The following is a 24,367-nucleotide window of genomic DNA, read 5'->3' as shown; positions in this document are numbered from 1 at the left end:
GTGCGGCCCGTCGCTGTTTCTCAGACCAGTGCCAGACGCAGACCCAGCCCGATCAGGCACAGCCCCACGGCCTGCTCCACACGATGGCGGATCCGCCGGATCCCCTGTGTCAGGCGCGGGTGTGTCAACGCCAGTGCCACCACGGCAAACCACAGCAGGTGTGCCACTGCAATGAACACCCCGAACCCGACCTGAACTGCCTGCGGCGTTGCCGGATCAATCCCCTGACTGAACAGGGCGATGAAAAACAGCGCGGTCTTGGGGTTCAGCGCGTTACACAGGGCCCCGGCCCGCCATGCCGCTGCCCCGGTCATCGCCGGACCGGCCACAGCGTCTTCCCCCTCTGTCACCGGGCGGGCCCGCAGGGACTGAACGCCGATCCACACCAGCCACGCTGCCCCGGCATAGCGCACCCCTTCCAGCAGTTGCGGGGCGGCGTGCAGCACCCAGCCAAACCCCAGCACCGTATACGTGACATGCACCGTCACGCCGCAGGCAATCCCCAGCGCCGCCAGCAGTCCGGCCCGTCGGCCCCCGGTCAGGCTGACCCGCGTCACCATCGCAAAGTCCGGCCCCGGGCTGATCACCGCCAGCAGAGTCACCACCGCCACCGGCAGCATCTGGGCCGCTGCCATCTGTATCACCGTCTGATCCATCCTCTGTCTCCATCCCGGGGTCATCTGCCCCTGCTTCTGTGCTGATGGCTGACAATGACGCCGGAAGAAGGCATAAAAAATCGAAACGTTCTCACCATATCGGTGAGTTTTCCTCACAGCACAGGAGAGACCGATGGCCCGAGATCTGCCGCCGCTGGCCCCGTTGGTGGCCGTTGACGCCGCCGCCCGGCACAGCAGCTTCACCAAGGCGGCAGACAGCCTGAACCTGACCCATGGCGCGGTCAGCCGTGCCGTGCAACAGGCGGAACAGGCCCTTGGCGTGCCCCTGTTCCATCGCCACAGCCGCCGGGTCAGCCTGACCCCGGAAGGACGGATTCTCGCCGACTGTCTGGAGCGGATGTTCAGCGACCTGCGCCAGACCTGCGCCCGGCTGCGTCACCCGGCGACACTGGCCGTCAGCTGCGAACCGACCCTGACCATGCGCTGGCTGATGCCCCATCTGCCCGCGTTCTCAGCCCGGCATCCGGGTATCAGCGTGCATCTGGCAACAGCAGGCGGACCGATTGATCTGTCCGACTCGGGAATTGATCTGGCAATCCGCCGGGCTGATTTTGGCCTGCCGACAGGGGGGACAGTCCGCCCCCTGTGCCGGGAGCGGGTCGGGGTGGTGTGTAATCCGGCAGCGTGGGACCGCTGGGGCCGCACACTGGCAACCGCCCCGCGCCTGCATACCCGCACCCGGCCACAGGCATGGGCCGACTGGTCCCGCCGCAGCGGCCAGCCTCTGCCCCCGGCCCCGTCAGAGCCGGTGTTCGATCATTTCTCATTTTCGTTACAGGCGGCTGTGGCCGGGCTGGGGCTGGCCATCGGCCCGCTGCCGCTGGTCGCGGACGATCTGGCCAACGGGGTGCTGGTGGCCCCGTTCGGCTTCTGTGACGGCGGGGCCGACTACATTGCCCTGACGGTATCAGAACCGGCGGCGGGCAGCCCGGCGGCCCACTTCATCGACTGGCTGGCCGCCTCTTTACCGGAAATGGAAACGGGCGCGGAGGAAGCCCCCGCGCCCGTCACCTGAAGCATTAAGCCCACAGGCAGCTGGCCGTTATCCGGCCACTTTCGCCTGATCGCGGGTCTTCCACAGCGACAGCGCGATGGACCCCCCCAGAATGCCCGCCGTAAGGCTGAGCGCCACCCAGGTCGGCAGCTTGTAGATATCCACCAGCACCATCTTGGTGCCGATGACCACCAGCAGCAGCGCCAGACCATATTTCAGGTACTTAAAGCGCGGCAGCAGACCGGCGAGGGCAAAATACAGGGACCGCAGACCAAGAATCGCAAACACGTTGGAGGTGAAGACGATGAACGGGTCGGTGGTGACGGCGAAAATCGCCGGAATGCTATCGACCGCAAAGATCACATCAATCGCTTCGACCGCCATCAGCGACAGAAACAGCGGGGTGATATGACGCACACCGTTGATCCGCACGAAGAAACTGTGACCGTGGAAATCGGGCGTCACCGGGAAGAAGCGGCGGGCCAGACGCACCAGCCAGATCTTTTCCGGGTCCGGATCGGCATCATCAGGCTTCAGCATCTTCAGACCGGTGAAGATCAGGAAGCCGCCGAAGATGTAAATAACCCAGTGGAACTGCTGAACCAGCGAGATCCCTGCCAGAATCATACCGGCACGCATCACCAGCGCCCCGAGGATGCCCCAGAACAGCACCCGGTGCTGATATTTGGTCGGAATGGCGAAGGCGGTGAACACCAGCGCGATGACAAACACGTTGTCGAGGCTGAGGCTGAGTTCAATCACATAACCGGTCAGGAACTCCAGCCCCTTGGGCAGGCCCTGAACATAGGCGACCCCACCGGCGAAGATCAGCGCCAGAGAGGCATAAAAGCTACACATGATCAGCGACTTGCGGATCGACACTTCTTCGTCGTTCCGGTTCAGCAGACCAAGGTCAAAAGCAAGGAGGATAAGCACGAAGACGCCGAAGCCGCCCCATGCCAGCAGGGTGAAGTCCATGGAAGACCCTCAGAACCCATCGCGCCGCGTCAGCGCAGTTCTTATACGAGGAGATCCGACATCGCGATGACGCCTCATCGCCAGAGGGGCCCGGACCCAGGCTCTGACGACAGATTCGCGAAACGCCGCCCAACTGTCAAGGGGGGTCGTGAGGCCAAAAAGATAATTTGAATGTACTGATGCAGATTTCCCGCAGACAGGCCGCCAGCCTTTATCAACGCATCAATTCAGCCATTGCCTGACCGGCGTCCCCAGTTCCAGATCCGGCAGCATTGCCGCAGCCTGCCGGTTCAGGGCAATCAGGGTTGACAGAGACTCCACAGCGGCGCTCTCCCCCGTGCCATCTGCACGCACTGCATCGCCGCGACCAAGGTTGACCAAACGGGTCAGCGGCAGGATTTGCCGCCTCAGGCCAGTCACCCCTTCTTCTTCCGCCTCGGTGATCAGTCCGGCAATCCGCTCCCACAGAGCGGAATGCTCCTGCAGGCAATGTTCCAGTGCCGCCGAATCCTGCGCGGAAGCCATCTTCTGGGCAACCCGCTGCAGACGCATCGCATACAGCGTCCAAGGAATATACGCCATCACCCCCCCTTTCCTATCAGCTGGCCTAGAGTCTTCATCAGTAACGGCGGAGCCCTGCCCTGCGCCTGAGAACACTCTAACTTCTTAAAAGAAAGGCACTTCCCCCGATGTACCGGAGCCCCTTTGATGGGTGTCTCCTTACCGGAAAATGCCCTGGCGGATAGGCCCCCGAACAGACAGGTCGATGAAAGCGACCTCTTAATCCTACAGGACTATCACACGCCCGTTAAGGAATAGACAAAGCCGCAACCGACAACCGGAAGTTTGCCCCAACCCCCTGACGGCGTCAATCATTGCATAGGTCTATGGAACTATACTTTGGTCACATGACCTTCGGGCAGTCTGCCTCTTCCCCCTGCCTTTGGTCATGCCCGTCGAGCAGGCTGGCCGTCTGACGGTTGAGCAGAATCAACCGCTGGCAGTCCCCTCTCCCCCGGGTCATCAGACGGGTCTGCTCTGCCACGGTCCGCGCCCGTGTCAGCAAAGTTTCCGCCAGTATTTCCGGGGATGAAAACAGGCCCGCCCGGACATCAGAGTCCAGCGCAGCCCATAGGTCAGCATTGAGCATCAACAGGGGCGGAATATCGGTATCGGGAAGGTCAGCCGACATCCGGTCGGCAATTGACCGCAGGCGTTTGGCGTAAGCCCCCCGGAAGCTGGATTTCATCGCTCCGTCCCCGTCGGATAGTCCACAGCAGACCATAGACCTAAGATGTAGTCCCACGGCACGGAACGCTATACCCCCCACCGAGGGAAAGCGTCAAGGAATTCTCCCTCTCCGGTTGCCATACCCGACCGGTCAGAACAGGGTCTCCTGCCGGGTATCATCGCCCTTGCGGCCGGGGGTACGCCGCCCGCCTGCCACGCTGCCCGATCCGGTGATCACCGCCCCGGCACTGCCGTCACGGAACTGCAGCGTCACGGCCTCGCCGCCCTTCAGCGGGGCGCGGCTGTCAATCACCTGCCCGCTGTCATCGCGCACCACCACATAGCCCCGGTCCAGGATCCCCTGATAGGAATTGACCGCCAGCCGTTCTGCCGCAGCCGTCAGACGGCGTTCGGCCTCCGGCAGGGACCGCGCCGCCGCCGTCCCCAGCCGGGCCCACAGCGAATCCAGATCCCGCTGATGCCGCGTGACGTCCCGGGCCACCGCATCGGGCCGCAACCGCCCGGATACCGCCGTCAGGCGGGCATCGCGGTCTTTCAGGGTATAGCGCACCGCGCCGTCAAGCCCCTGCGCCGCCTGCGCCAGCTGCCCCTGTTTGGCCGCGATCTGCTCTGCCGGGCTGCGCAGACGTGCCCCCAGCTGGCCGACCATCGCCGCCCGCCGGTCCACCGTCATCCGGGCTGCGGTGCCCAGCCGCTCCCAGCGGTCATCCAGCCGCTGGGCGTAATCCTCAATCATCCGGTCCACCGGCGGCAGGCCACGGGCCAGACCTTCCAGCCGCATCGCCCGGTCTTCCAGCAGGCGGCGGGTGGCACCGTGCAGGCGCTGGCCGTCGTCCCGCACCTGCGCCAGCAGGTCAAGACGCACCGGCACCGCCATTTCTGCGGCCCCGGTCGGGGTCGGGGCCCGCAGATCGGCGGCAAAATCGCACAGGGTGGTATCCGTTTCGTGCCCGACGGCGGAAATCACCGGAATCCGCGAGGCCGCCACCGCCCGCACGGTGACTTCTTCGTTAAAGGCCATCAGATCTTCCAGCGATCCGCCGCCCCGGGCGACGATCAGCAGATCGGGGCGGGGAATCGGCCCGTCCGGCGGCAGGGCGTTGAACCCGGCAACCGCATTCGCCACCTGCTGCGCCGCGCCGTCCCCCTGCACCAGCACCGGCCACACCAGCACCGGCACCGGAAAGCGGTCGCGCAGGCGGTGCAGAATATCGCGGATCACCGCCCCGGTCGGGCTGGTGACCACCCCGATGCACCGGGGCAGAAACGGGCGGCGCTTTTTGCGGGCCGGATCAAACAGCCCTTCGGCGGCCAGACGGCGCCTGCGCTCTTCCAGCATTTTCAGCAAAGCGCCCTCGCCCGCCAGTTCCAGCGAGTCGATGACGATCTGATAGCTCGACCGCCCCGGATAGGTGGTCAGGCGACCGGTGGCGATCACCTCCAGCCCTTCCTCCGGGCGGACGGTCAGCTTCTGATAGCTGCCCTTCCAGATGATGCCGTCGATAACGGCGGTGTCGTCCTTCAGGCGCAGATAGCAATGGCCGGACCCCGCCAGCTTCGGCTGGCTGATCTCGCCGCGCACGCGGACACGGGAATAGGTCTCCTCCACCGTCCGCTTCAGGTCGGCGGACAGCTCCGAAACGCTGCGTTCGGGGAGATTATGGGCGGATCTGGCTTCGGGACTCGTCATGGCATCCATTTATGCTACAAGAAGGCCGGATTTGGAAACTCCCGCTTTTGCGGATGCCCTGTAAGACTGAAAGGCTGCGCGATGAACGTTTTGGTCGTTGGCTCCGGTGGCCGTGAACATGCCCTGTGCTGGGCCCTGAAAAAGTCGCCCCGCTGCCGCCAGCTCTACTGCGCCCCCGGCAATGCCGGGATTGCCGATGTGGCGACACTGGTGCCGATCAACGCCGAAGCGGTGGATGAAATCACCTCGTGGGCGGTTGCCAATGCCATTGATTTCGTGGTGGTCGGGCCGGAAGGCCCGCTGGTGCTGGGTCTGGCCGACCGCCTGCGCGAAGCCGGGATCCCGGTGTTCGGCCCGTCGGAGCAGGCCGCGGCGCTGGAGGGCTCGAAGGGCTTTATGAAAGACGTGCTGCGCGAGGCCGGGGTGCCCACCGCGTGGTATTCCCGCTTCACCGACATTGATGCCGCCAAGGCCTATGTCCGTGAAAAAGGCGCGCCGATCGTCATCAAGACCGATGGCCTTGCCGCAGGCAAAGGCGTGATCCTGTGCCAGAGCATCGACGAAGCCCTGAGCGCGCTGGACGACATGATGGGGGCCCGGATTTTCGGCGATGCCGGAAACGAGGTGGTGATCGAGCAGTTTCTGGTCGGTGAGGAAGTCAGCTTCTTCGCGATTGCCGATGGCGAAACCGCAATTCCGCTGATTGCGGCACAGGACCATAAGGCGGTCGGCGATGGCGATACCGGCCCCAACACCGGCGGCATGGGGGCCTATTCCCCGGCCCCGGTGTTTACCCCGGCCCTGCAGGACGACGTGATGCGCACCGCCATCCTGCCGACCGTGCAGCGGATGAAAGAACGCGGCACCCCGTTCTGTGGCGTTCTGTTCTGCGGCCTGATGATCACCGCTGACGGCCCGAAAGTGCTGGAATACAACGTGCGCTTCGGCGACCCGGAATGTCAGGTGCTGATGAGCCGCCTCGACAGCGACCTGCTGGAGGCCCTGCTGGCCGCCGCTGAAGGCCGCCTGTCCGACGTCAACATGCGCTGGAAGGATGAGACCGCGCTGGTGGTGGTGATGGCCGCCAACGGCTACCCCGGCCCGTATCAGAAAGGCACCGTGATCGGCGGCCTGACCGAAGCCGGGGCCTGTGACGGCGTCACCGTCTTCCATGCCGGGACCAAGCTGCAGGATGGGGCGGTGGTTGCCACCGGCGGTCGCGTGCTGGGCGTCACCGCCACCGGCCGCACCGTGCGGGAAGCGCAGGCCAAGGCCTATGCCGGGGTTGACGCCCTGAACTGGCCCGGTGGCTTCTGCCGCCGTGACATCGGCTGGCGCGCGGTGGCCCGCGAGGCGTAAGCCCCCGGTTCGGCCCTGCGCCTGATCTCGACAGCCCCGGCGGGTTCTTCCTGCCGGGGCTGTTTGCTGTCTGGCTGCTGGCTGGCTGTAGGCTGGCTGATCCGGGCACGGCCCCGGTCAGGCCGCCAGCTTCCCCCGATTGGCCAGAAAGGCCCCGGCAGTGACCAGTGCCGCCCCACCCAGCACGTTCACCGTGGGGGCCACCCCTTCAAACGCCAGCGACAGCGCCACCCCGACCACCGGGAACAGCGTAACCATGTTGGAACAGCGGGCCGGGCCGATGGTCTTGACCAGATGCATATACATCAGCCATGCGACAATCGAGCAGGCGACCACCAGCCAGCCCATCGCCAGCGCGAAGTGCAGCGACGGATCCCACACCAGCGCCTGCCCCTGCACCAGCGCCACCACGATCAGGAACAGCACACCATAGGTCGTGCCCCAGAATGTCAGGGTCATCGGGTCGCCCCCGGCACGGATCAGCCGGGTGGACGCCACATCGCCGAAAGACGTGATCGCCGCCCCGCCAAGGGTCAGCAGAAAGCCCATCCACGCATCGCCGCGCAGATCACCGCCCGCCAGCTGCGGCCAGAACATCAGCACCACCCCGGCAATGCCAATCACCCCGCCGACCCAGATCGCCCGCGGAATCCGCTCCCGCAGGAACAGACCGAGCAACACCGGGGTCATCACCACCTTAATCGCAAACAGCGTGATGGCATGGGCGGACGGGATCATCGTCACCGCCGCATACATCATCGCGTAAGACAGGCCGAAATTGCCCAGACCGAACAGCACCAGCCACAGGTGCGTCCGGGCCGACAGGCCGGTCAGGCGGCGGCGCAGCAACGGATGCAGCAGCGCGAACACCACCGCCACAATCACCAGCCGGTAAATCACCGACAGGCTGGGCGGTACCGGCCCTTTCAGGAACGTCACGGCGAAGTAGGTAGACCCCCACGCCAGAACGCAGAAGGCATAATAAAAGGCGTCACGCATCACAGTCACCGCAGGGGGATCGACCAAAGTCGGATATCTTATCCCCCCGCCCCGAAAAAGATACGCTTATCCGGCAAGCGGCTTCAGACAAACCATGCCAGCCCCAGCGCCACCACGGTCATGACCCCGACCAGCATCCAGCCCCGGCGGTGGTTGGTCTGTTCTGACGAATCGCCCGCCCGGTAGCGGGACAGGGTATTGATCGCCAGCTCCGCCGCCACGATCAGAATCCCGACCTTCAATAAAATCACCCAGACGCTCATGGCCGCCGCTCCACTCCGTGCAGTGCGGCGGCCACTGTAGCCTCAGGCCGTTTCAAGGGCCAGCGCAATGCCCTGCCCGCCGCCGATGCACAGGGTGACGATGCCCCGCCGCTGGCCGGTGCGGCGCAGGCCGTGCAGCAGGCGTGTCACCAGCACCGCGCCGGTGGCACCAATGGGGTGACCATGCGCCACCGCTCCGCCTTCGGGGTTAATGACGTCCAGCGGCAGCGACAGCTCACGCGCCACCGCCAGCGGCACTGCCGCAAAGGCTTCGTTGATCTCAAAACGGTCAACATCTGACAGGGTCCACCCTGCCCGTTGCACCGCCTGCCGCACCGCCGGAACCGGCCCGAGACCGAACAGCCCCGGCTCCACCGCCGCCACCCCATATCCGGCCAGACGGCCCAGCGGCACCACACCGGCAGCCTCGGCGGCATCCCGGCGGGCCACAACCATCGCCGCCGCCCCGCTGTTCAGGCCCGGCGCGTTGCCTGCCGTAATCGTCCCATCGGGGCGAAAAGCCGGTTTCAGGCGGGACAGCGTGGCTTCGGTCGTTTCCGGGCGCGGGGCCTCATCACGGGCGAACACCTCGGTCCCCGTGCGGGTCGGCACCTCAACCCCGACAAGTTCATCCCCGAACAGACCGGCATCACGGGCAGCGGAAAACCGCTGCTGCGACCGGGCGGCAAAGGCATCCTGCTCTGACCGCGACAGACCGGACAGCACCACCAGATCTTCGGTATGCCAGCCGGAATGCTGACCGGAAAACGCATCATTCAGGCCGTCGGTCAACACACTGTCCAGCATCTGCGCCGGTCCCATCCGCAGGCCCCAGCGCCCGCCTTCCAGCAGATACGGGGCGCGGTCCATGTTTTCCATCCCTCCGGCAACCGCAAAATCCGCATCCCCGGCCCGCAGTTCATAGGCAGCGGTCAGGATCGCCTGCGCCCCGGACCCGCAGACCCGGTTGACGGTATAGGCCGGCACCGACACCGGCAGGCCACCCCCGACCGCCGCCTGCCGGGCCGGGTTCATCCGGTTCCCGGCCTGTACCACATTGCCCATCACCACGCTGCCGACCCGCGCCGGATCAAGGCCGCTGCGGCGCAGGGTTTCGCGGATCACCGCCGCCCCCAGCGCAGTGGCAGGCACCCCTTTCAGGCTGCCATTAAAGCCGCCGATGGCGGTCCGGACGGGGGCGCAGAGAAGAATATCGGAAGCAGACGCGGTCATGATGATGTCTCCGGTCACGGGATCAGGCCGAAACCGCCACCGCGCGGCGGCGGGCGGCAATAAGAACGGCGGCAGCCAGAACGCACAGCACCCCGGCGAAGAAAAAGGCAGGCAGATAGGTCTGATAGGCCGTCCGGCTGAATCCGGCCCCCCAGGCGGCAAACGCGGCCCCGGCCTGATGCCCGGCAAAGACCCAGCCAAACACCAGATTGGCCCGGTCCCCGAAGCGTTCTGCCGTCAGCTTGACGGTCGGCGGCACTGTCGCCACCCAGTCGAGCCCATAAAACACCGCAAACACAGACAGCGCGGTCAGGCTGAAATCGCTGAACGGCAGATACAGCAGCGACAGGCCCCGCAGGCCGTAATACCACACCAGCAGCAGGCGGCTGTCGTAGCGGTCCGACAGCCAGCCGGAGCCGATGGTGCCAACAAAATCAAACAGCCCGATCAGTGCCAGCATGCCCGCCGCAGCCACCGGCACGATGCCAAAATCACCGCACAGGCTGACAAAGTGGGTCTGCACCAGACCGTTGGTGCTGGCCCCGCAGACAAAGAAGGTGCCGAACAGCAGCCAGAACATGCCGGTCCGTGATGCGTCGCGCAGGGCCAGCAACGGCGACAGCAGCATGGTGCCGAAGCTGACCGCTGGCGGAGCCGGAGTAACCTCGGTCGCGCCATAGGCGGGCAGCCCGACATCCGCCGGACGGTCGCGCAGAAACAGCAGCACCGCCACCGCCGCCACCAGCAGCACCGCCAGAATCAGCCCCAGCGCACTGCGCCAGCCCAGCCGCTCCGTCAGGTCTGCCAGCAGCGGCAGAAACACCAGCTGCCCGGTGGCGGTGCTGGCCGTCAGCAGGCCCATCACCAGCCCCCGCCGCTGTGCAAACCAGCGCGATGCCACCGTTGCCCCCAGCACCATGGCCGTCAGCCCGGTGCCCAGCCCGACCACCACGCCCCACAGCAGCACCAGATGCCAGATTTTGGTCATGACAAACGACCCGGCGACCCCGGCGGCAATCAGCGACAGCGCCACCACCGTCACCCGCCGCAGGCCGAAATGATTCATGAACGCAGCGGCAAAGGGCCCCATCACCCCAAACAGCACCAGCCGCAGCGCCAGCCCGGCGGAAATATCGGCGGTCTGCCAGCCGAATTCTTTTTCCAGCGGCCCCAGCAGCACACCGGGCGCGCCCACCGCCCCCGCCGTCACCAGCATGGTCAGGAAGGTGACCGCCACCACCACCCAGCCGTAATGCAGCCCCCGGCGGGCCAAAAGCCCGGCGATGCCAGAAGCAGACGGAACCGGAGACGGCGAAGGGACAGTTTCAGGCATCGGAACCTCCTAAGTACGGGTATATACCCTCTTTTGACACTCTAAATACGGGCATATACCCGTAATAGGCAAAACAAGCACCGTCACAGTGCGGTCAGGATATCGGCAATGGCAGCAATCCGCTCCAGGCCCAGCCGGTCCTCGATCCGGGCCTGACAGGCATCCCACAGCGGCGCGCCCTCGGCCAGAACCCGGCGCCCTTCGGCGGTCAGGGTGACCATGGTTTCGCGCTGGTCTTTGCCCTTGCCCTGTGCCAGCAGGCCCATTTTTTCCAGCAGGCGGACATTGCGGCCAATCGTCGAGCGGTCATGGTCGGTCACCCGCCCCAGTTCGGTCAGGCTGACCGGCCCCAGCCGCTCCACCCGGCGCAGCAGGGAGAATTGCGCAATGGTGATGCCCAAGGGCTCCAGCGCCGCATCATACAGGGCGCTGACCTTCCGGGCTGCGTTGCGCAGGTTCATACAGTGACAGGGCAGAACAATCATAAGCGGGTATATACACCAAATCAGTCCGCCCCGCAACGGGCACAAAAAAACAGGGCTCCCGCCGCCGGAAGCCCCGTTCTCTCATCACAGAACCGTGTCAGCCTCAGGCCGTGGCCATCCGCATATCCGGGTCGGAATCCAGCGCATAGCCCGCAGCGCGGACCGTACGGATCACATCCATTTCGCTGTCATTGTTCAGCGCCTTCCGCAGACGGCGGATATGCACATCGACCGTACGCGGCTCGACATAGATATCCGGCCCCCACACCGCGTTCAGCAGCTCTTCGCGGGAAAACACGCAGCCCGGATGCTCCATCAGGAACTGGAGCAGCCGGAACTCGGTCGGGCCGAGGTGAATATACCGTCCGCCCCGGGTGACCCGGTGGGCGGTCAGATCCATCAGGATATCCTGAAACGTCAGGTTGCCCTTGCTCTGGGCCGGCTGGGCCCGGCGCAGCAGCGCCTTCACCCGCGCCATCAGCTCCGGCATCGAGAACGGCTTGGTGATGTAATCATCGGCCCCGGTGTTCAGGCCCCGGATTTTGTCCGATTCCTCGCCCCGCGCCGTGATCATGATGATCGGCACATCGCGGGTGACCGGCTTGCGCCGAAGCTGGCGACACACCTCAATCCCCGACATCACCGGCAGCATCCAGTCCAGCAGGACCAGATCCGGCTTAACCTCGTCAGCCAGCGTCACCGCCTCTTCACCGTTCCCGGCTTCAGAAACGCGGTAGCCTTCTTTTTCCAGGTTGTATCGCAACATGGTGGCGAGGGCGGCTTCGTCCTCGACAATCATAACCTGCGGCTTCATCCTGCGTGCGTCCTCTCAGAGACCGGCCCGTGCCCTTAACCGGCAGCGGGGGGAGTCAGGTCTGTCTCGGCCTTGCCCTTCGGGCGGCGCAGCGGCAGGGCCTTCCCGGTGACAAGGAAATGAATGGTCTCGGCAATGTTGGTGGCGTGATCACCGATGCGCTCGATGTTCTTCGCCATAAACATCAGATGGGTGCAGGCGGTGATGTTGCGCGGGTCTTCCATCATATAGGTGATGACCTCGCGGAACAGGCTGGTGTGCAGGTCATCAACCTCTTCATCCCGGCGCCACACCTGCAGGGCCTTTTCGACATCCTTTTCGATGTAGGCATCAAGAATGTCATTGATGATTTCCTGCACCAGCCGCGCCATCGACGGCAGGCCGGACACCGCCGGAACCGGCGGCAGCTGGTTGAGCACCAGAGCGCGCTTGGCAACGTTGGCGGCATAGTCACCGATCCGTTCCAGATCGGCGGAAATCTTCAGCGCGCCGACAATGGCCCGCAGGTCATCGGCCATCGGCTGACGCAGGGCCAGAAGGCGGACGGTGAAGGCGTGAACCTCCTGCTCCATCTCGTCGATCCGGGCATCGGCGACAACCACACGGGTCGCCAGCTCGGAATCACGGCGCAGCACCGCCTGCACCGCCGAGGCCAGCTGCGCCTCGGCCTGACCGCCCATGCGCATCACCACGTTGGACAGGTGATTCAGTTCTTCTTCATAAGACCGGACGGTATGGGCGGGATCACGCCCCTGAAGGGTGGTCATCGGGTATCCCCTAAAGTTCCGCGCTGCGGGGTCTGCCGGGCCCGGCGCGCCGCCTGTGGGGCGCGCCGGGGGTGGGGGCATCAGCCGAAGCGGCCGGTGATGTAGCCCTGGGTCAGCTTGTGAATCGGGTTGGTGAACACCTGCTCGGTGTCACTGCATTCGATCAGCGTGCCCAGATGGAAGAAGGCCGTGCGCTGCGACACGCGGGCCGCCTGCTGCATGGAATGGGTGACGATGACGATGGTGAAGTTTTCACGCAGTTCGTCGATCAGTTCCTCGATCTTCGCGGTGGCGATCGGGTCCAGCGCCGAACACGGCTCATCCATCAGGATGACTTCCGGGTTGACGGCGATGGCGCGGGCGATGCACAGGCGCTGCTGCTGACCGCCGGAGAGGCCGGTGCCCGGCTGATCGAGGCGGTCCTTCACCTCGTTCAGCAGACCGGCACGTTCCAGACTGCCCATCACCACTTCGTCCAGCTCATCCTTATGACGGCACAGGCCGTGAATGCGCGGGCCGTAGGCGACGTTTTCATAGATCGACTTCGGGAAGGGGTTCGGCTTCTGAAACACCATCCCGACCCGGGCCCGCAGCTGCACCACGTCGATGGAACGGTCGTAGACGTTGCCGCCGTCCAGCGCGATGGAGCCGGTGACCCGGCAGATGTCGATGGTGTCATTCATGCGGTTGATTGACCGCAGGAAGGTGGACTTGCCGCACCCCGACGGACCGATAAAGGCGGTCACTTCGTTCTGCTTGATGTCCAGATTGACACCCTTGATCGCGTGCTTTTCACCGTAGAAGACGTTGACGTCACGCGCAGCGACCTTGACGGCGCTGGTATCGCTCAGCAGCGGGGTACCGGCGGTCATTTGGGTTTCCATGGCTTCGGGCATCTTACCAGCGCCTTTCAAACTTTTTACGCAGCAGCACGGCAGCCGCGTTCATGAGGATCAGGAAGCCCAGCAGCACGATGATGGCCGCCGAGGTGCGTTCAACAAAAGCCCGCTCCGGGCTGTCAGCCCACAGGTAGATCTGCACCGGCAGCACCGTGGACGGATCCAGCGGGGTGTGCGGAATATCGACCACGAAGGCGACCATGCCGATCATCAGCAGCGGCGCGGTTTCGCCCAGCGCATGGGCCATGCCGATGATGGTGCCGGTCAGCATGCCCGGCATCGCCAGCGGCAGTACATGATGGAAAATCATCTGCAGCTTTGACGCGCCAAGGCCCAGTGCCGCTTCACGGATAGACGGGGGAACCGACTTCAGCGCCGCCCGGCTGGCGATGATGATGATCGGCAGGTTCATCAGCATCAGCACCAGACCACCGACCACCGGGGCCGAGCGTGGCAGACCGAAAAACTGCAGGAACACCGCCAGACCCAGCAGACCGAACACGATGGACGGCACTGCGGCGAGGTTGTTGATGTTCACCTCGATAATGTCAGTCCACTTGTTCTTCGGGGCGAATTCCTCAAGGTAAATGGCCGCCGCCACACCGATCGGGAACGACAGCGCCAGCGTCACCACCAGCGTGTAGAACGAGCCGACAACCGCGCCCCACAGACCGGCCAGTTCCGGCTGGCGGGAATCCCCGGCCGAGAACAGGGTGGTGTTGAAGCCGGTGGAAATCATGCCCTTGGACTTCAGCGCATCATACCAGGCGATCTGCTTATCGCTGATCTTGCGCTCAGCTTCCGGCACCGTGCGGGAGATATAGCCCTTGGCCAGCATATCGAATTCCGAGGCCACCGGCACTTCGATCCGGATGGTCTTGCCGATCAGATCGGGGTTGGCCATCACCTGCTTCTGCAGCTCGTACCCGGCCCCGGTGGAGAACAGCTCCATCAGGTCCTTGCGGTCCTTGCGGGAGGTGACATCCGGGAAGAGTGCCAGAACGGCGTCACGCACCGCCCCCTGATAATCCCCGGTGATCAGGTCTTCGCGCTTGCGGGTGCCCTGCGGGTCGATCCGCTCGGCAGAGACCACCACATCCATGGTGACCCGGGTCTGCACAAAGGCGGTCAGGCCGTTGCCGAGAATGGTGACGAACAGCACCACCAGCATGATCAGGCTGAGCGCGATGGCGGCGATGCCGTAGAACCGGAACCGGCGTTCCGCCGCATAACGGCGCTTCAGACCGGCGTTGACGACATCGGCAATCTTGCGCTTACGGATGTCAGAGGCAGAGGCGGTGTTGGTGTCCATTTGCTTTTCCGCGGTGCTCATTATTCGTACTGCTCCCGGTACTTGCGGACAACGTGGAGGGCCACGATGTTCAGCGCCAGCGTCACCACGAACAGCACCAGACCCAGCGCGAAGGCGGCCAGCGTCTTCGGGCTGTCGAATTCCTGGTCCCCGACCAGCAGCGTCACCACCTGCACCGTCACCGTGGTGACAGCCTCGAAGGGGTTGGCGGTCAGGTTGGCCGACAGACCGGCGGCCATCACCACGATCATCGTTTCCCCGATGGCGCGCGACACCGCCAGCAGCACCCCGCCGACGATCCCCGGCAGCGCCGCCGGAAACACCACCCGCCGGATGGTTTCTGACTTGGTGGCCCCCAGACCGTAAGAGCCCTCACGCATGGCGTTGGGCACGGCGGTCACCACGTCATCGGTGATGGAGGAGACATAGGGGATGATCATAATGCCCATCACCACCCCGGCGGCCAGCGCACTTTCCGAGGAGATGTTGAGGCCGAAAAGCTGCCCGCTGTCGCGGAAGAACGGCGCGACGGTCAGGGCCGCGAAGAAGCCGTACACCACCGTCGGGATACCGGCCAGAATTTCCAGCAGCGGCTTGACGATGGAACGCACCTTGCGCGGGGCATATTCCGCCATATAGATCGCCGCCAGCAGGCCGACCGGCACCGCCACGATCATCGCGATGAGGGAGATCAGCAGCGTACCGGCAAACAGCGGCACCGCCCCGAAGGCACCGGAAGACCCGACCTGATCGGCGCGCATCGCCATCTGCGGGCTCCACTGCAGACCGAACAGGAATTCGGTCATCGGGACGCGGGCAAAGAAGCGGTAGCTTTCAAACAGCAGCGACAGGATGATGCCGACCGTGGTCAGGATCGCCATCAGCGAACACAGCACCATGAAGGTCTTGATCACCTTTTCCACGCTGTTGCGGGCGCGGAAATCAGCATGGACCCACCGCAGCGCCAGACCGGCCCCGCCCAGCGCCAGCGCCAGCGCCACCACGGTCATCGCCCCGAAGCTGATCTCGCGGTAAGACGCCAGTTGCAGACCGGCGGCCTGAACCAGCGGATTGGCGGTGGAGGCAACGGTGCCCGAGGCAATGTTGCGCAGGTCATTGACCAGCAGATTCAGATGGGCCTGACTGATCGGCCCGCCGTTGGGATCAAGCAGAAGCTCCGGCGAGACCGCCGAGAGAATCAGCCGGGTCAGCACCGGCCCTTCCAGCGACACCCACGCCAGCACCAGCAGCAGGGCCGGAATGCCGCACCACAGGGCCACGTAAAAGCCATAATAGCCGGGAAGGCTGTGCAGGCGGGCCACATCGCCGCCAACCAGCTTCACAGAACGGCTCCTGCCGAGCCGGAAGCCGATGACGGTCAGCACCGCCAGAACCAGAAATAGGATCAGAACCTGCATGGAACGGTTTTCCCCGTGTCTGGGCCCCCGCATCCGGGTACCCGTATATGGGCAAAAGAGAGGGAGGGAACACCTTACGCTCTGACCGGGGCTGTCAGGGCACCATGATCCGTCGGGGGGAAAACGGAACGCGGTGACCGGACCCGGCCCGGATACGCAGAGGGGAAGGCAGCCGAAACTGCCTTCCCTTCCGCATTGACGCAAGCCTGATTAGAGATCGCCGGCCGACAGGACGGTCATTTCCGCGACAGCCTTGGCGAACTTGGCGCGTTCTTCCTTCGGCATCGGGATCAGACCCTTGTTGGTCAGGTAGCCGTCTTCACCCCAGGCCTTCTCAGAGGAGAATTCCTTCATGAAGCCGTCGATGCCCGGAATGGTGCCGACGTGGGCCTTCTTCACATAGACATACAGCGGGCGGGACACGGCGTAGGAACCGGCAGAGATGTTCTCGAAGGTCGGGTCCTTGCCATCAACCTTGGAGCCCTGGATCTTGTCGGCGTTTTCTTCGAGGAAGGAGTAGCCGAAGATGCCGAAGGAGTTCTTGTTGGCATCCAGCTTCTGAACGATCAGGTTGTCGTTCTCACCGGCTTCGATGTAAGCGCCGTCTTCACGGACCGACTGACACTTGCCCTTCAGCTCTTTTTCCTTACCGGCATCCTTCATCGCCTTGGCTTCCGGCAGCTTTTCGCAGGCGGCATCCATCACCAGCTCAACGAAGGCATCGCGGGTGCCGGAGGTCGGCGGCGGGCCGAGGACTTCGATTTCCTGCGCCGGCAGGGAAGCGTCGATGTCAGACCACTTCTTATACGGGTTGGCAACCCACTGACCGTTGACCGGCACTTCCTTGGCCAGCGCGCGGAACACCTGCTCACGGGTCACCGACATCACCTTGGCGGCCTTGGAGTTGGCGACGACGATACCGTCATAGCCGACCTTCACTTCGACCACGTCCTTGACGCCGTTCTTTTCGCAGGTTTCCAGCTCGGACTTCTTAATCCGGCGGGAGGCGTTGGACAGATCCGGATGCTCCGGGCCGACACCGGCGCAGAACAGCTTGAACCCGCCGCCGGTGCCGGTGGACTCGATCACCGGGGCCTTGCCGCCGGAGGTCTTGGCGAAGTTTTCCGCCACAACGGTGGAGAACGGATACACGGTGGACGACCCGACAGCGCGGATCTGGTCACGGGCTTCGGCGGTGCCGGCGATGGCGACAGTGGCCAGGGCGGTCAGAGCAAGGGTCTTCTTCAGCACGAGTGCCTCCAGTTAGTCCAGCGAGCCCATGTTGGGTAAGGGGGCTCGGGGAAAATCCGTGTCAGCGGGCCGGTGGGCTATCCGTCTGACAGGGCGCACTCTAGTGATGAACGGCGTCGTCTTTGTGACACAAATGTTAAGGTAATATTACAATCTTATATCGTTTATTTTCAATGACTTAGGCCATAAATTTCTTCATTTTCGCCCCTTTTTCCGGTGTCGGAATTGTTACAGTGTCATCTTTCAGCGGCGGACCGTCACATTTGCCGGCCTAGACGAGTCCGCAACCTGTCTGGACGGGGCTGAAAGAAAACCGGCGCGGAGGGTCCCGCGCCGGTCAGGCTGTTCAGCTGGACTGATATTTTTTCAGGCCGGATGGCCGGGATGTCAGCCGTTTTCCAGATCCTCGCCTTTATCAGCGTCAAGAATGGCATCAATAGCGATCAGATCCGGCATCTTCAGCGCCTGCGGCCCCCCGCGTGACACCAGAAGATAGATCAGATAGACGGCACCGATCGCAAACATCACCGCCACATAGGCCCAGGGCTTGGCGAAAGACGCGTCGCGGAACAGCGACAGCTCAAACACCAGCCAGATCAGGGCCAGCACCAGCACCGGCACTTCCCACGCACCAAGGGTAAACCCCCGGCTGGGCGGCAGATCATGACGCTTAACCGCATACATCAGCACCGTCACCGCATAAATGATGGCGGGCAGCAGGGTGGCGGCGGAGAACAGGGCAAACAGGGCATCGGTTTCCTGCGAGAACAGCGCGAGAATCACCTGGCCGGTCAGGGCGACGAACACCGTGGCATTAACCGGGGTGTGCAGGCTGTGGCTGATCTTGTGGAACATCTGCCAGCCGGGAAACCGCTCATCCCGCGACATTGCCCACACCAGACGGGTGCCGGACAACAGAATCACCAGCCCACAGGAGAAGATGGAGATCACCACCATCACCAGCAGCAGGTTGCCGACCACCGGCCCCAGCACACGGTTGATGACATCGGCAATTGGTGTCGCTGATGTGTTGACCACCGACGGATCACCCAGCAGAGCAGTGACGGCGATCAGGAACAGCATGCCGATCACCCCCAGACTCAGCACCGCCTGCCACATCGCCTTGGGCACCACCACGGCCGGTTCCCGGGTTTCTTCCGCCAGATTGGCCGCCGACTCAAAGCCGACGATGGTGAATGCCCCCAGCAGGGTCCCCATCACCCACGGCCCGGCCCCGGTCAGCGTCCCGAAGGAGAAATACCCCTCCGCCGCCACCGGCCCCCGGCTGAACAGGTTGGAGAACTGCAGACTGTCTGTCAGCGCCCCGGCCCCGAACAGCAACACCACCAGACCGATCATCCCGATCAGCTGAATGGTCACCGCCACCGCATTGAAACGCTGGGTGAAACGGGTGGAGAAGGCGATCATCAGTGCCTGTACCGCAATGACCCCGGCGGTGATCCCCCAGGCCAGATTGGCGGTGCTTTCGTAGGCAAGCATCACCGGCAGCACCGTCGAGGCAATGGTGTAATCCACCGCGCACAGCACCACCGCCAGAAATGTGAAGCTGATCCACCCCATAATCCAGCCGAACACCGGGTTGGTAATGCGGGAAATCCATTGATACACATATCCGGTAACCGGAATCCGCGCCGACAGCGACCCCAGAATGAAGGCCACCATCAGCTGACCGATCACCACCACCGGCCACGTCCAGATCCCCATCGGGCCGGATGTGGACAGCATGGCACCATAGGCGGTGAAAATACCGGTGGCGATCGACACAAAGCCGAAAGCGACCGCAAAAGACTGAAAAGGCGTCACGTCCCGCTTCAGGCGGTCGTGCTCATGCCCCGTAGCCCCGGCTTTGCCGGTGGCCGCGCTGGCGTTTTGTCCCATCGGTTAAGCTCCCTGTTTTTTTGGGCGCGTCAGACAGCGAATTCGGCTTCGATTTCGCTCCAGAGGCTGACGCGGCGGCCTCTGGACTTAAAAAACTCAATCTCACGGGCCACCCCGGCGCTTTCCTGCCAGCCGGGGATGTCAACCACCACCAGTTCGTCCATCATCTCCATGAAAGCAGCATCAATCGGGGCCCACAGCGCCCCGACCGCAGCCTTATCCAGACCGGCCAGATGCTGGTTGATCGGGTGCGACATCGACACCTGACTGAAAATCACGCAGCCCTTGCGGGCAATGCGGGCGGCTACGGCGTTAGAGACCTGAAAGCGGTGCTCAACCACCACGCGGTCGGCATGGCCATACGGGCAGGCGAGGAAGATTTTACGCACGGGAATTCTCCATCAGGGTCCGTCCCGCCCAGACAGGAAGGCAGGGACCGGAAAGGGGAAAACGGGTGTGTGGCAGACAGGGGTACGGGTCAGCCCCGCCACTGCCGGGCCCGCTGCACGGCTTCGGCAAAACGGGCATGATCGGCGGCGGTCACCGTAATGTCGGGGGCTCCGTCCGGGGGGAAGACAGCCGCTCCGGCGCGGATGGCGCTGACATCAACCCCGCACAGTTCCGCCAGACCGATGGCGGTCAGCTCATGCATCGGCGGTACGGTGATGGTGCGGCCGCTGGCCGCCGCCAGAAACGCGGCGAAATACGGGCTCTGTGACAGGCCGCCATCAATCGAGATCCCCCGCCCCAGCGGCGTCGCCTGCCCGGCGGCACCGATCAGGCCGACCGTCAGCATGGCGATCCCTTCCAGCACCGCCCGCACCAGATCACGGCGGTCGGTGGCGTGGTCCATCCCGATAAACAGCGGGGCGGCGTGACGGTCCCAATAGGGGGCGGCCAGCCCGGACAGGGCGGGCACAAACACAATCCCCCGGCTGAGGGCGGACGGCCCTTCAAACACGCCCAGTTCCTCCATCGCTGAAAACAGCCCGATGGTGCGGGCCCATTCCAGCGCCGACCCGGCGTCGTAAACCCCGCCTTCAACCGCAAAAACCGTACCGTCAGCCCGGCGGTCCCAGGCCACCGTCGGCAGCAGTCCGCCACCGTCCGGGCGTTCCGTCCCGGCGACCGCCAGCAGAAAAGCCCCGGTGCCGAACGTGATCTTGCAGTCCCCCGGCAGGCGGCAGTTGTGGCCATACAGCGCAGCCTGCTGATCCACCACGGATACCCGCACCGGAACCCCGTTGACATCCCCGAACCCGGCATCCACCGCGGTTATCTCCGGCAGGCAGTCGCGCGGCACCCCATGCAGGGCGCACAGCGTGTCACTCCAGTCCCCGGTCGCCAGATCCATCAGCCCGGTGCGGGAGGCCGTCGCCCGGTCGGTCCGGAAGGATCCGCACAGCCGGTCGAGGAAAAAGGCATCCGTGGTGCCCAGCCGCAGCCGCCCATCCCGCCGGGCGGCTGCAACAGCCGGAGACTGGGCCAGCAGCCACGCCAGCTTGCTGGCGGAAAAATAAGGATCCAGCGGCAGACCGCAGATCCGGCGGGATGTTGCCTCCGCCTCCGCCCCCAGGGCGGCAAGGGCATCGGCTGTCCGGGCATCCTGCCAGACGATCACCGGCGACAGGGGCTCCCCGGTGCGGGCATCCCATGCCAGACAGCTTTCCCCCTGATTGGACAGGGCGATGGCATCGACCCGGCCCGCCGCATCCAGCACTGCCCGGATGTTTTTCAGCAGTTCATCGGGATCATGCTCCACCCAGCCGGGGGCCGGGTGATGCTGGGCATGGCGGCGGCTGGCCGCCAGATGCCAGTGGCCGCCATCTTCCACCACCAGACAGCGGGTGGATGTCGTTCCCTGATCAATCGCCGCAACACGCATCTGCGCTTCTCCTCCCCACGCCGCTCTTCAGAGCATTTTTCGATCACGTGCCTTCCGATCCGTCGGAAAGCTCTTTACCGGAACCGCACGTGTACCCGCTCCGCCATCAGGGCTACCCCGGGGATCGGGATCAGCACCCGCCGTTCCGGCATCCAGTGGCCGCTACGGCGCCACACTTCCCGCCCATCCACCTCCAGCGACAGCACGCCGGAGGCCGGATGCCGGAACCGCACCTGAAAGTCACGGAAAGCCGCCATTCCGCTGTCACGCCGCAACAGCGACGGCATCACCAGCTTGACCGGGTCATCGTGGGTCACCGGAATCACGGGCCCCGCCACCGGATCACCGGCACGCAGATCAGCCGCCAGTGCCGCGCCGACCGCCCGGCCTTCCCGGAAGGCCCAGCCGCCGGTTTCCACTGCCCGCAGCACATTTCCGGCGGCGAAATACAGCGGGTTCCGCCCCCGCCCGGACTGATCAACCGCCGGGCCGCCGGTGCCGGGATCAACCCCTTGCGCGGTCGGCAGCAACAGAGCGGATTCCGGCGTAAACGAGCCGGTCAGCAGCACACCGTCACAGGCCACGGTCACCGGCTGACCGTCCCGCAGCAGGGTCACGGCCTCAACACGGCTGCCCCCCCGGATGTCGGTGATGTGCGTGTTCCGCCAGAACGGGATCCCCATCAGGCCGGGGAACAGTCCCAGCGGTGCCCGCACCAGCGCCTGCGGGCCTGCTTCCACCACCGCCACCGGCCGGGCACCATGGGTCAGGCAGGTCAGAACCGCTGACTGCGTCACCAGTTCCGACCCGACAATCAATGGCCGCCGAAACGGCATCAGCCCATGGAAGGCCACAAATGCCTGCAACGCCCCGGTGGTGAGAATACCGACGGGGCGGTCCCCCGGCAGCAGCCGCGCCGCGCGGGGCATCTCCCGCGCCCCGGTGGTGACCAGCACCCGGCGGGCGGACAGGGTTTCCACTCCCCGCGCCGAGGTGACGGTGACCACCCCCTCTTCACCCAGCGACACCACGGAATGACCGGTCCGCACATCCAGCCCGGCGGCCGCCGCCTCACGGTCCAGCCGCCGCCCATAGGCCGCCCCGATGTAAACCCGCCCGAATTCCCGCATTCCGAACGGTGAGTGCAGGCAATGCCGGGTCGCCCCGCCCAGAGTCGGCTCGCGGTCCAGCAGGGTCACCCGGGTCACCCCCTGACGGCGCAGCTCCAGCCCGGCGGCAACCCCGGACGGGCCCCCGCCGATGATCAGCACATCCCTGTCCGTCATCTCTGTCTTTCTGCTGCCGGCCATTAGCGTTCTCCCTGCGGCCCGACGGCCAGCGGGGTGGCAAAGCGCCCCGCCGTCAGCTCTGCCAGGGCGGCGGTACAGTAGAAGCCCTGACAACGCCCCATCGCGGCCCGGGTCCGCCGCCGCAGACCGCCAAAGTCCCCCGGCGGCAGCGGGCTGTTCAGAGCGGCGACGATCTCCCGCCGGGTTACCAGCTCGCAGTGGCAAACGATGCTGCCATGGTCGGGCCGCTGCCAGTCCCGCTCGCGGGTTTCAGCCAGATTGGGCACCGAGACCGCAGGCACCGACGCCGGGGGCACATGCACATCCCCAAACGCCGCATACAGATCCAGAGCATGACGGGCCAGCCCGAGGGCCGCGCTGAGACCGGTGGAACGGATGCCCCCCAGCGTGATCAGGCGGTGCTGCGGGCGGCTGTAAACACGGTACGGCTTTTTATCACTGGCCGGACGCAGACCGGCATAAACCGCCGTCACCGGGATCCCTTTCAGATCCGGCACGATCCGGGCCGCATGATCCAGCAGAGCCCGCAGGGTTTCAGTTTCGACCGTGGCCCGCAGCCGGTCATCCTGCTCTTCTGCCGTCGGGCCGACCAGCACATTGCCGAAGGCGGTCGGACAGACCACAATCCCCTTGGTGATCTCGTTGGGAACCGGCAGCAGAATGGCGGGAACATGGCGGGCCGCCGCCTTATCCAGCACCACGAACTGCCCTTTCCGGGGTCTGATCTCAAAGTCCGGCACACAGCCGAGCCGCTGATCCACCACATCCCCGAACAGACCGGCACAATTGATGACCGTGCGGGCACGGATCTGCCCCCGGCTGGTCAGCAGGGCCCAGTCCCCGGCAAACTGCCCGGACAGCAACTCGCACCGGGTCAGCACCTGCGCCCCCAAAGCCACTGCCTGCGTCAGATAGGCCAGCGGGGCAGACCAGGGGTCGATCACATGCTCCCCCTCCACCGCCAGCGCGGCGGCCAGATGCCCGGCCAGCCCCGGCACCCGGCCCCGGGCCTGCGCCGCCGTCAGCAACGCCAGACCGCCGATCCCGTTCTGTTGCCCCTGCGCGGCAATGCCCTCCAACGCCGCCGCTTCGGCGTCCGTCCAGGCGCAGACCAGCGCCGTGGTGTGTACCAGCGGGAGATTCAGGCTGTCGCGGATCGACAGGTATTCCTCGCGCCCGGCCTTAACCAGATCCAGCTCCAGACTGCCGGGCGGGGCATCAAACCCGGTGTGTAGGATTGCACTGTTGGCCTTTGACGCCCCCGACAGGATATCCGCGCCCTTTTCCAGCAGGACGACCTGCGCCCCCGCCAGCGCAAAGCGCCGGGCAACGGCACAGCCGACAACCCCACCCCCGATGACAGCAACGTCAAAGACAGGGCCGGGCGGTAATGACGCCGGGGCCGGGCTTGTCATATCTGCCGGAGAGCTCACCTAATTTCTCCTGTACGGTCACTCAATGACCGAACGGTATTCTTGCAATGACCGTATGTAAAGATGATTCCTGTTTTTTAGCCTTATTTCGGTCACCACACCGCCACAAATTGACCG

General features: G+C 64.7%; 23 protein-coding genes. 2 read left to right on the top strand and 21 right to left on the bottom strand.

The annotated features are described in order from the left end of the window. Positions 1-20: 20 nt before the first annotated feature. Positions 21-656: a LysE family translocator gene (locus G365_RS0104280; protein ID WP_019644268.1), complete on the bottom strand. Its 636-nt coding sequence runs from the start codon at positions 654-656 to the stop codon at positions 21-23. A gap of 133 nt (positions 657-789) precedes the next feature. Between G365_RS0104280 and G365_RS20300 the strand changes: the two genes are divergently transcribed. Further along, positions 790-1,692, top strand: a complete 903-nt coding sequence (locus G365_RS20300; RefSeq protein ID WP_019644267.1) for a LysR substrate-binding domain-containing protein — start codon at positions 790-792, stop codon at positions 1,690-1,692. A gap of 27 nt (positions 1,693-1,719) precedes the next feature. On the opposite strand, the gene G365_RS0104270 is transcribed toward G365_RS20300, so the two are convergent. The 4 genes from G365_RS0104270 to xseA all read right to left on the bottom strand — a co-directional run bounded on the left by G365_RS0104270 (position 1,720) and on the right by xseA (position 5,599). Then, positions 1,720-2,649 carry a TerC family protein gene (locus G365_RS0104270; protein WP_019644266.1) on the bottom strand — a complete coding sequence of 310 codons (930 nt, stop codon included), beginning with the start codon at positions 2,647-2,649 and terminating at the stop codon, positions 1,720-1,722. A 222-nt stretch (positions 2,650-2,871) separates the two neighbouring features. Next, positions 2,872-3,231, bottom strand: coding sequence for a hypothetical protein (locus G365_RS0104265; RefSeq protein ID WP_019644265.1), 360 nt, complete (start codon positions 3,229-3,231; stop codon positions 2,872-2,874). Positions 3,232-3,553: 322 nt separating this feature from the next. Next, positions 3,554-3,898: a hypothetical protein gene (locus tag G365_RS0104255; protein WP_019644263.1), complete on the bottom strand. Its 345-nt coding sequence runs from the start codon at positions 3,896-3,898 to the stop codon at positions 3,554-3,556. 132 nt (positions 3,899-4,030) lie between these two features. Then, a complete protein-coding gene (gene xseA / locus G365_RS0104250; protein ID WP_019644262.1) occupies positions 4,031-5,599 on the bottom strand; it encodes an exodeoxyribonuclease VII large subunit in 1,569 nt (522 codons plus the stop codon). A 72-nt stretch (positions 5,600-5,671) separates the two neighbouring features. Here xseA and purD point away from each other — a divergent pair, with 72 nt between their 5' ends. Then, positions 5,672-6,949 (top strand): phosphoribosylamine--glycine ligase, encoded by a 1,278-nt coding sequence (gene purD / locus G365_RS0104245; protein ID WP_019644261.1) that lies wholly within the window; start codon positions 5,672-5,674, stop codon positions 6,947-6,949. Between the two features lie 117 nt (positions 6,950-7,066). Here purD and G365_RS0104240 read toward each other — a convergent pair whose 3' ends face one another. The 16 genes from G365_RS0104240 to G365_RS0104165 all read right to left on the bottom strand — a co-directional run bounded on the left by G365_RS0104240 (position 7,067) and on the right by G365_RS0104165 (position 24,250). Next, on the bottom strand, positions 7,067-7,948 hold the full coding sequence (locus G365_RS0104240) for a DMT family transporter (protein WP_019644260.1): 882 nt from the start codon (positions 7,946-7,948) through the stop codon (positions 7,067-7,069). Between the two features lie 83 nt (positions 7,949-8,031). After that, positions 8,032-8,211 carry a hypothetical protein gene (locus G365_RS0104235; RefSeq protein ID WP_019644259.1) on the bottom strand — a complete coding sequence of 60 codons (180 nt, stop codon included), beginning with the start codon at positions 8,209-8,211 and terminating at the stop codon, positions 8,032-8,034. Between the two features lie 42 nt (positions 8,212-8,253). After that, the gene (locus G365_RS0104230) at positions 8,254-9,444 is read right to left on the bottom strand and encodes a thiolase family protein (RefSeq protein WP_019644258.1); all 1,191 of its coding nucleotides are present in this window, start codon (positions 9,442-9,444) and stop codon (positions 8,254-8,256) included. Between the two features lie 22 nt (positions 9,445-9,466). Then, a complete protein-coding gene (locus G365_RS0104225) occupies positions 9,467-10,777 on the bottom strand; it encodes an MFS transporter (RefSeq protein ID WP_019644257.1) in 1,311 nt (436 codons plus the stop codon). An 83-nt stretch (positions 10,778-10,860) separates the two neighbouring features. Continuing rightward, complete coding sequence (locus tag G365_RS0104220) at positions 10,861-11,238, bottom strand: MarR family winged helix-turn-helix transcriptional regulator (RefSeq protein ID WP_211217655.1); 378 nt, start codon at positions 11,236-11,238, stop codon at positions 10,861-10,863. Positions 11,239-11,365: 127 nt separating this feature from the next. Then, positions 11,366-12,076: a phosphate regulon transcriptional regulator PhoB gene (phoB, locus tag G365_RS0104215; RefSeq protein WP_019644255.1), complete on the bottom strand. Its 711-nt coding sequence runs from the start codon at positions 12,074-12,076 to the stop codon at positions 11,366-11,368. A 35-nt stretch (positions 12,077-12,111) separates the two neighbouring features. Beyond that, a complete protein-coding gene (gene phoU, locus G365_RS0104210) occupies positions 12,112-12,843 on the bottom strand; it encodes a phosphate signaling complex protein PhoU (protein WP_019644254.1) in 732 nt (243 codons plus the stop codon). An 80-nt stretch (positions 12,844-12,923) separates the two neighbouring features. Next, positions 12,924-13,715 carry a phosphate ABC transporter ATP-binding protein PstB gene (pstB, locus tag G365_RS0104205; protein ID WP_155976114.1) on the bottom strand — a complete coding sequence of 264 codons (792 nt, stop codon included), beginning with the start codon at positions 13,713-13,715 and terminating at the stop codon, positions 12,924-12,926. Between the two features lie 25 nt (positions 13,716-13,740). Then, positions 13,741-15,054, bottom strand: coding sequence for a phosphate ABC transporter permease PstA (pstA, locus tag G365_RS0104200; RefSeq protein WP_051089841.1), 1,314 nt, complete (start codon positions 15,052-15,054; stop codon positions 13,741-13,743). A 20-nt stretch (positions 15,055-15,074) separates the two neighbouring features. Next, complete coding sequence (gene pstC / locus G365_RS0104195) at positions 15,075-16,472, bottom strand: phosphate ABC transporter permease subunit PstC (protein WP_026345081.1); 1,398 nt, start codon at positions 16,470-16,472, stop codon at positions 15,075-15,077. A gap of 210 nt (positions 16,473-16,682) precedes the next feature. Continuing rightward, entirely contained in the window at positions 16,683-17,723 is a 1,041-nt protein-coding gene (locus tag G365_RS0104190; RefSeq protein WP_019644250.1) for a PstS family phosphate ABC transporter substrate-binding protein, read from the bottom strand. A 387-nt stretch (positions 17,724-18,110) separates the two neighbouring features. Then, positions 18,111-19,622 carry an APC family permease gene (locus G365_RS0104185; protein WP_019644249.1) on the bottom strand — a complete coding sequence of 504 codons (1,512 nt, stop codon included), beginning with the start codon at positions 19,620-19,622 and terminating at the stop codon, positions 18,111-18,113. A 29-nt stretch (positions 19,623-19,651) separates the two neighbouring features. Beyond that, entirely contained in the window at positions 19,652-20,011 is a 360-nt protein-coding gene (locus G365_RS0104180; RefSeq protein WP_019644248.1) for a DUF1937 family protein, read from the bottom strand. 89 nt (positions 20,012-20,100) lie between these two features. Next, the gene (locus G365_RS0104175) at positions 20,101-21,507 is read right to left on the bottom strand and encodes an FGGY family carbohydrate kinase (RefSeq protein ID WP_019644247.1); all 1,407 of its coding nucleotides are present in this window, start codon (positions 21,505-21,507) and stop codon (positions 20,101-20,103) included. A gap of 74 nt (positions 21,508-21,581) precedes the next feature. Continuing rightward, positions 21,582-22,793, bottom strand: coding sequence for an NAD(P)/FAD-dependent oxidoreductase (locus tag G365_RS0104170; RefSeq protein WP_043741548.1), 1,212 nt, complete (start codon positions 22,791-22,793; stop codon positions 21,582-21,584). Between the two features lie 23 nt (positions 22,794-22,816). Beyond that, positions 22,817-24,250: an NAD(P)/FAD-dependent oxidoreductase gene (locus tag G365_RS0104165; protein WP_245554691.1), complete on the bottom strand. Its 1,434-nt coding sequence runs from the start codon at positions 24,248-24,250 to the stop codon at positions 22,817-22,819. Positions 24,251-24,367: the final 117 nt, after the last annotated feature.

Source organism: Novispirillum itersonii subsp. itersonii ATCC 12639, from assembly GCF_000381985.1.
Taxonomy (GTDB): domain Bacteria; phylum Pseudomonadota; class Alphaproteobacteria; order Rhodospirillales; family Rhodospirillaceae; genus Novispirillum; species Novispirillum itersonii.
This window is presented reverse-complemented; position numbering and strand designations above follow the sequence as displayed.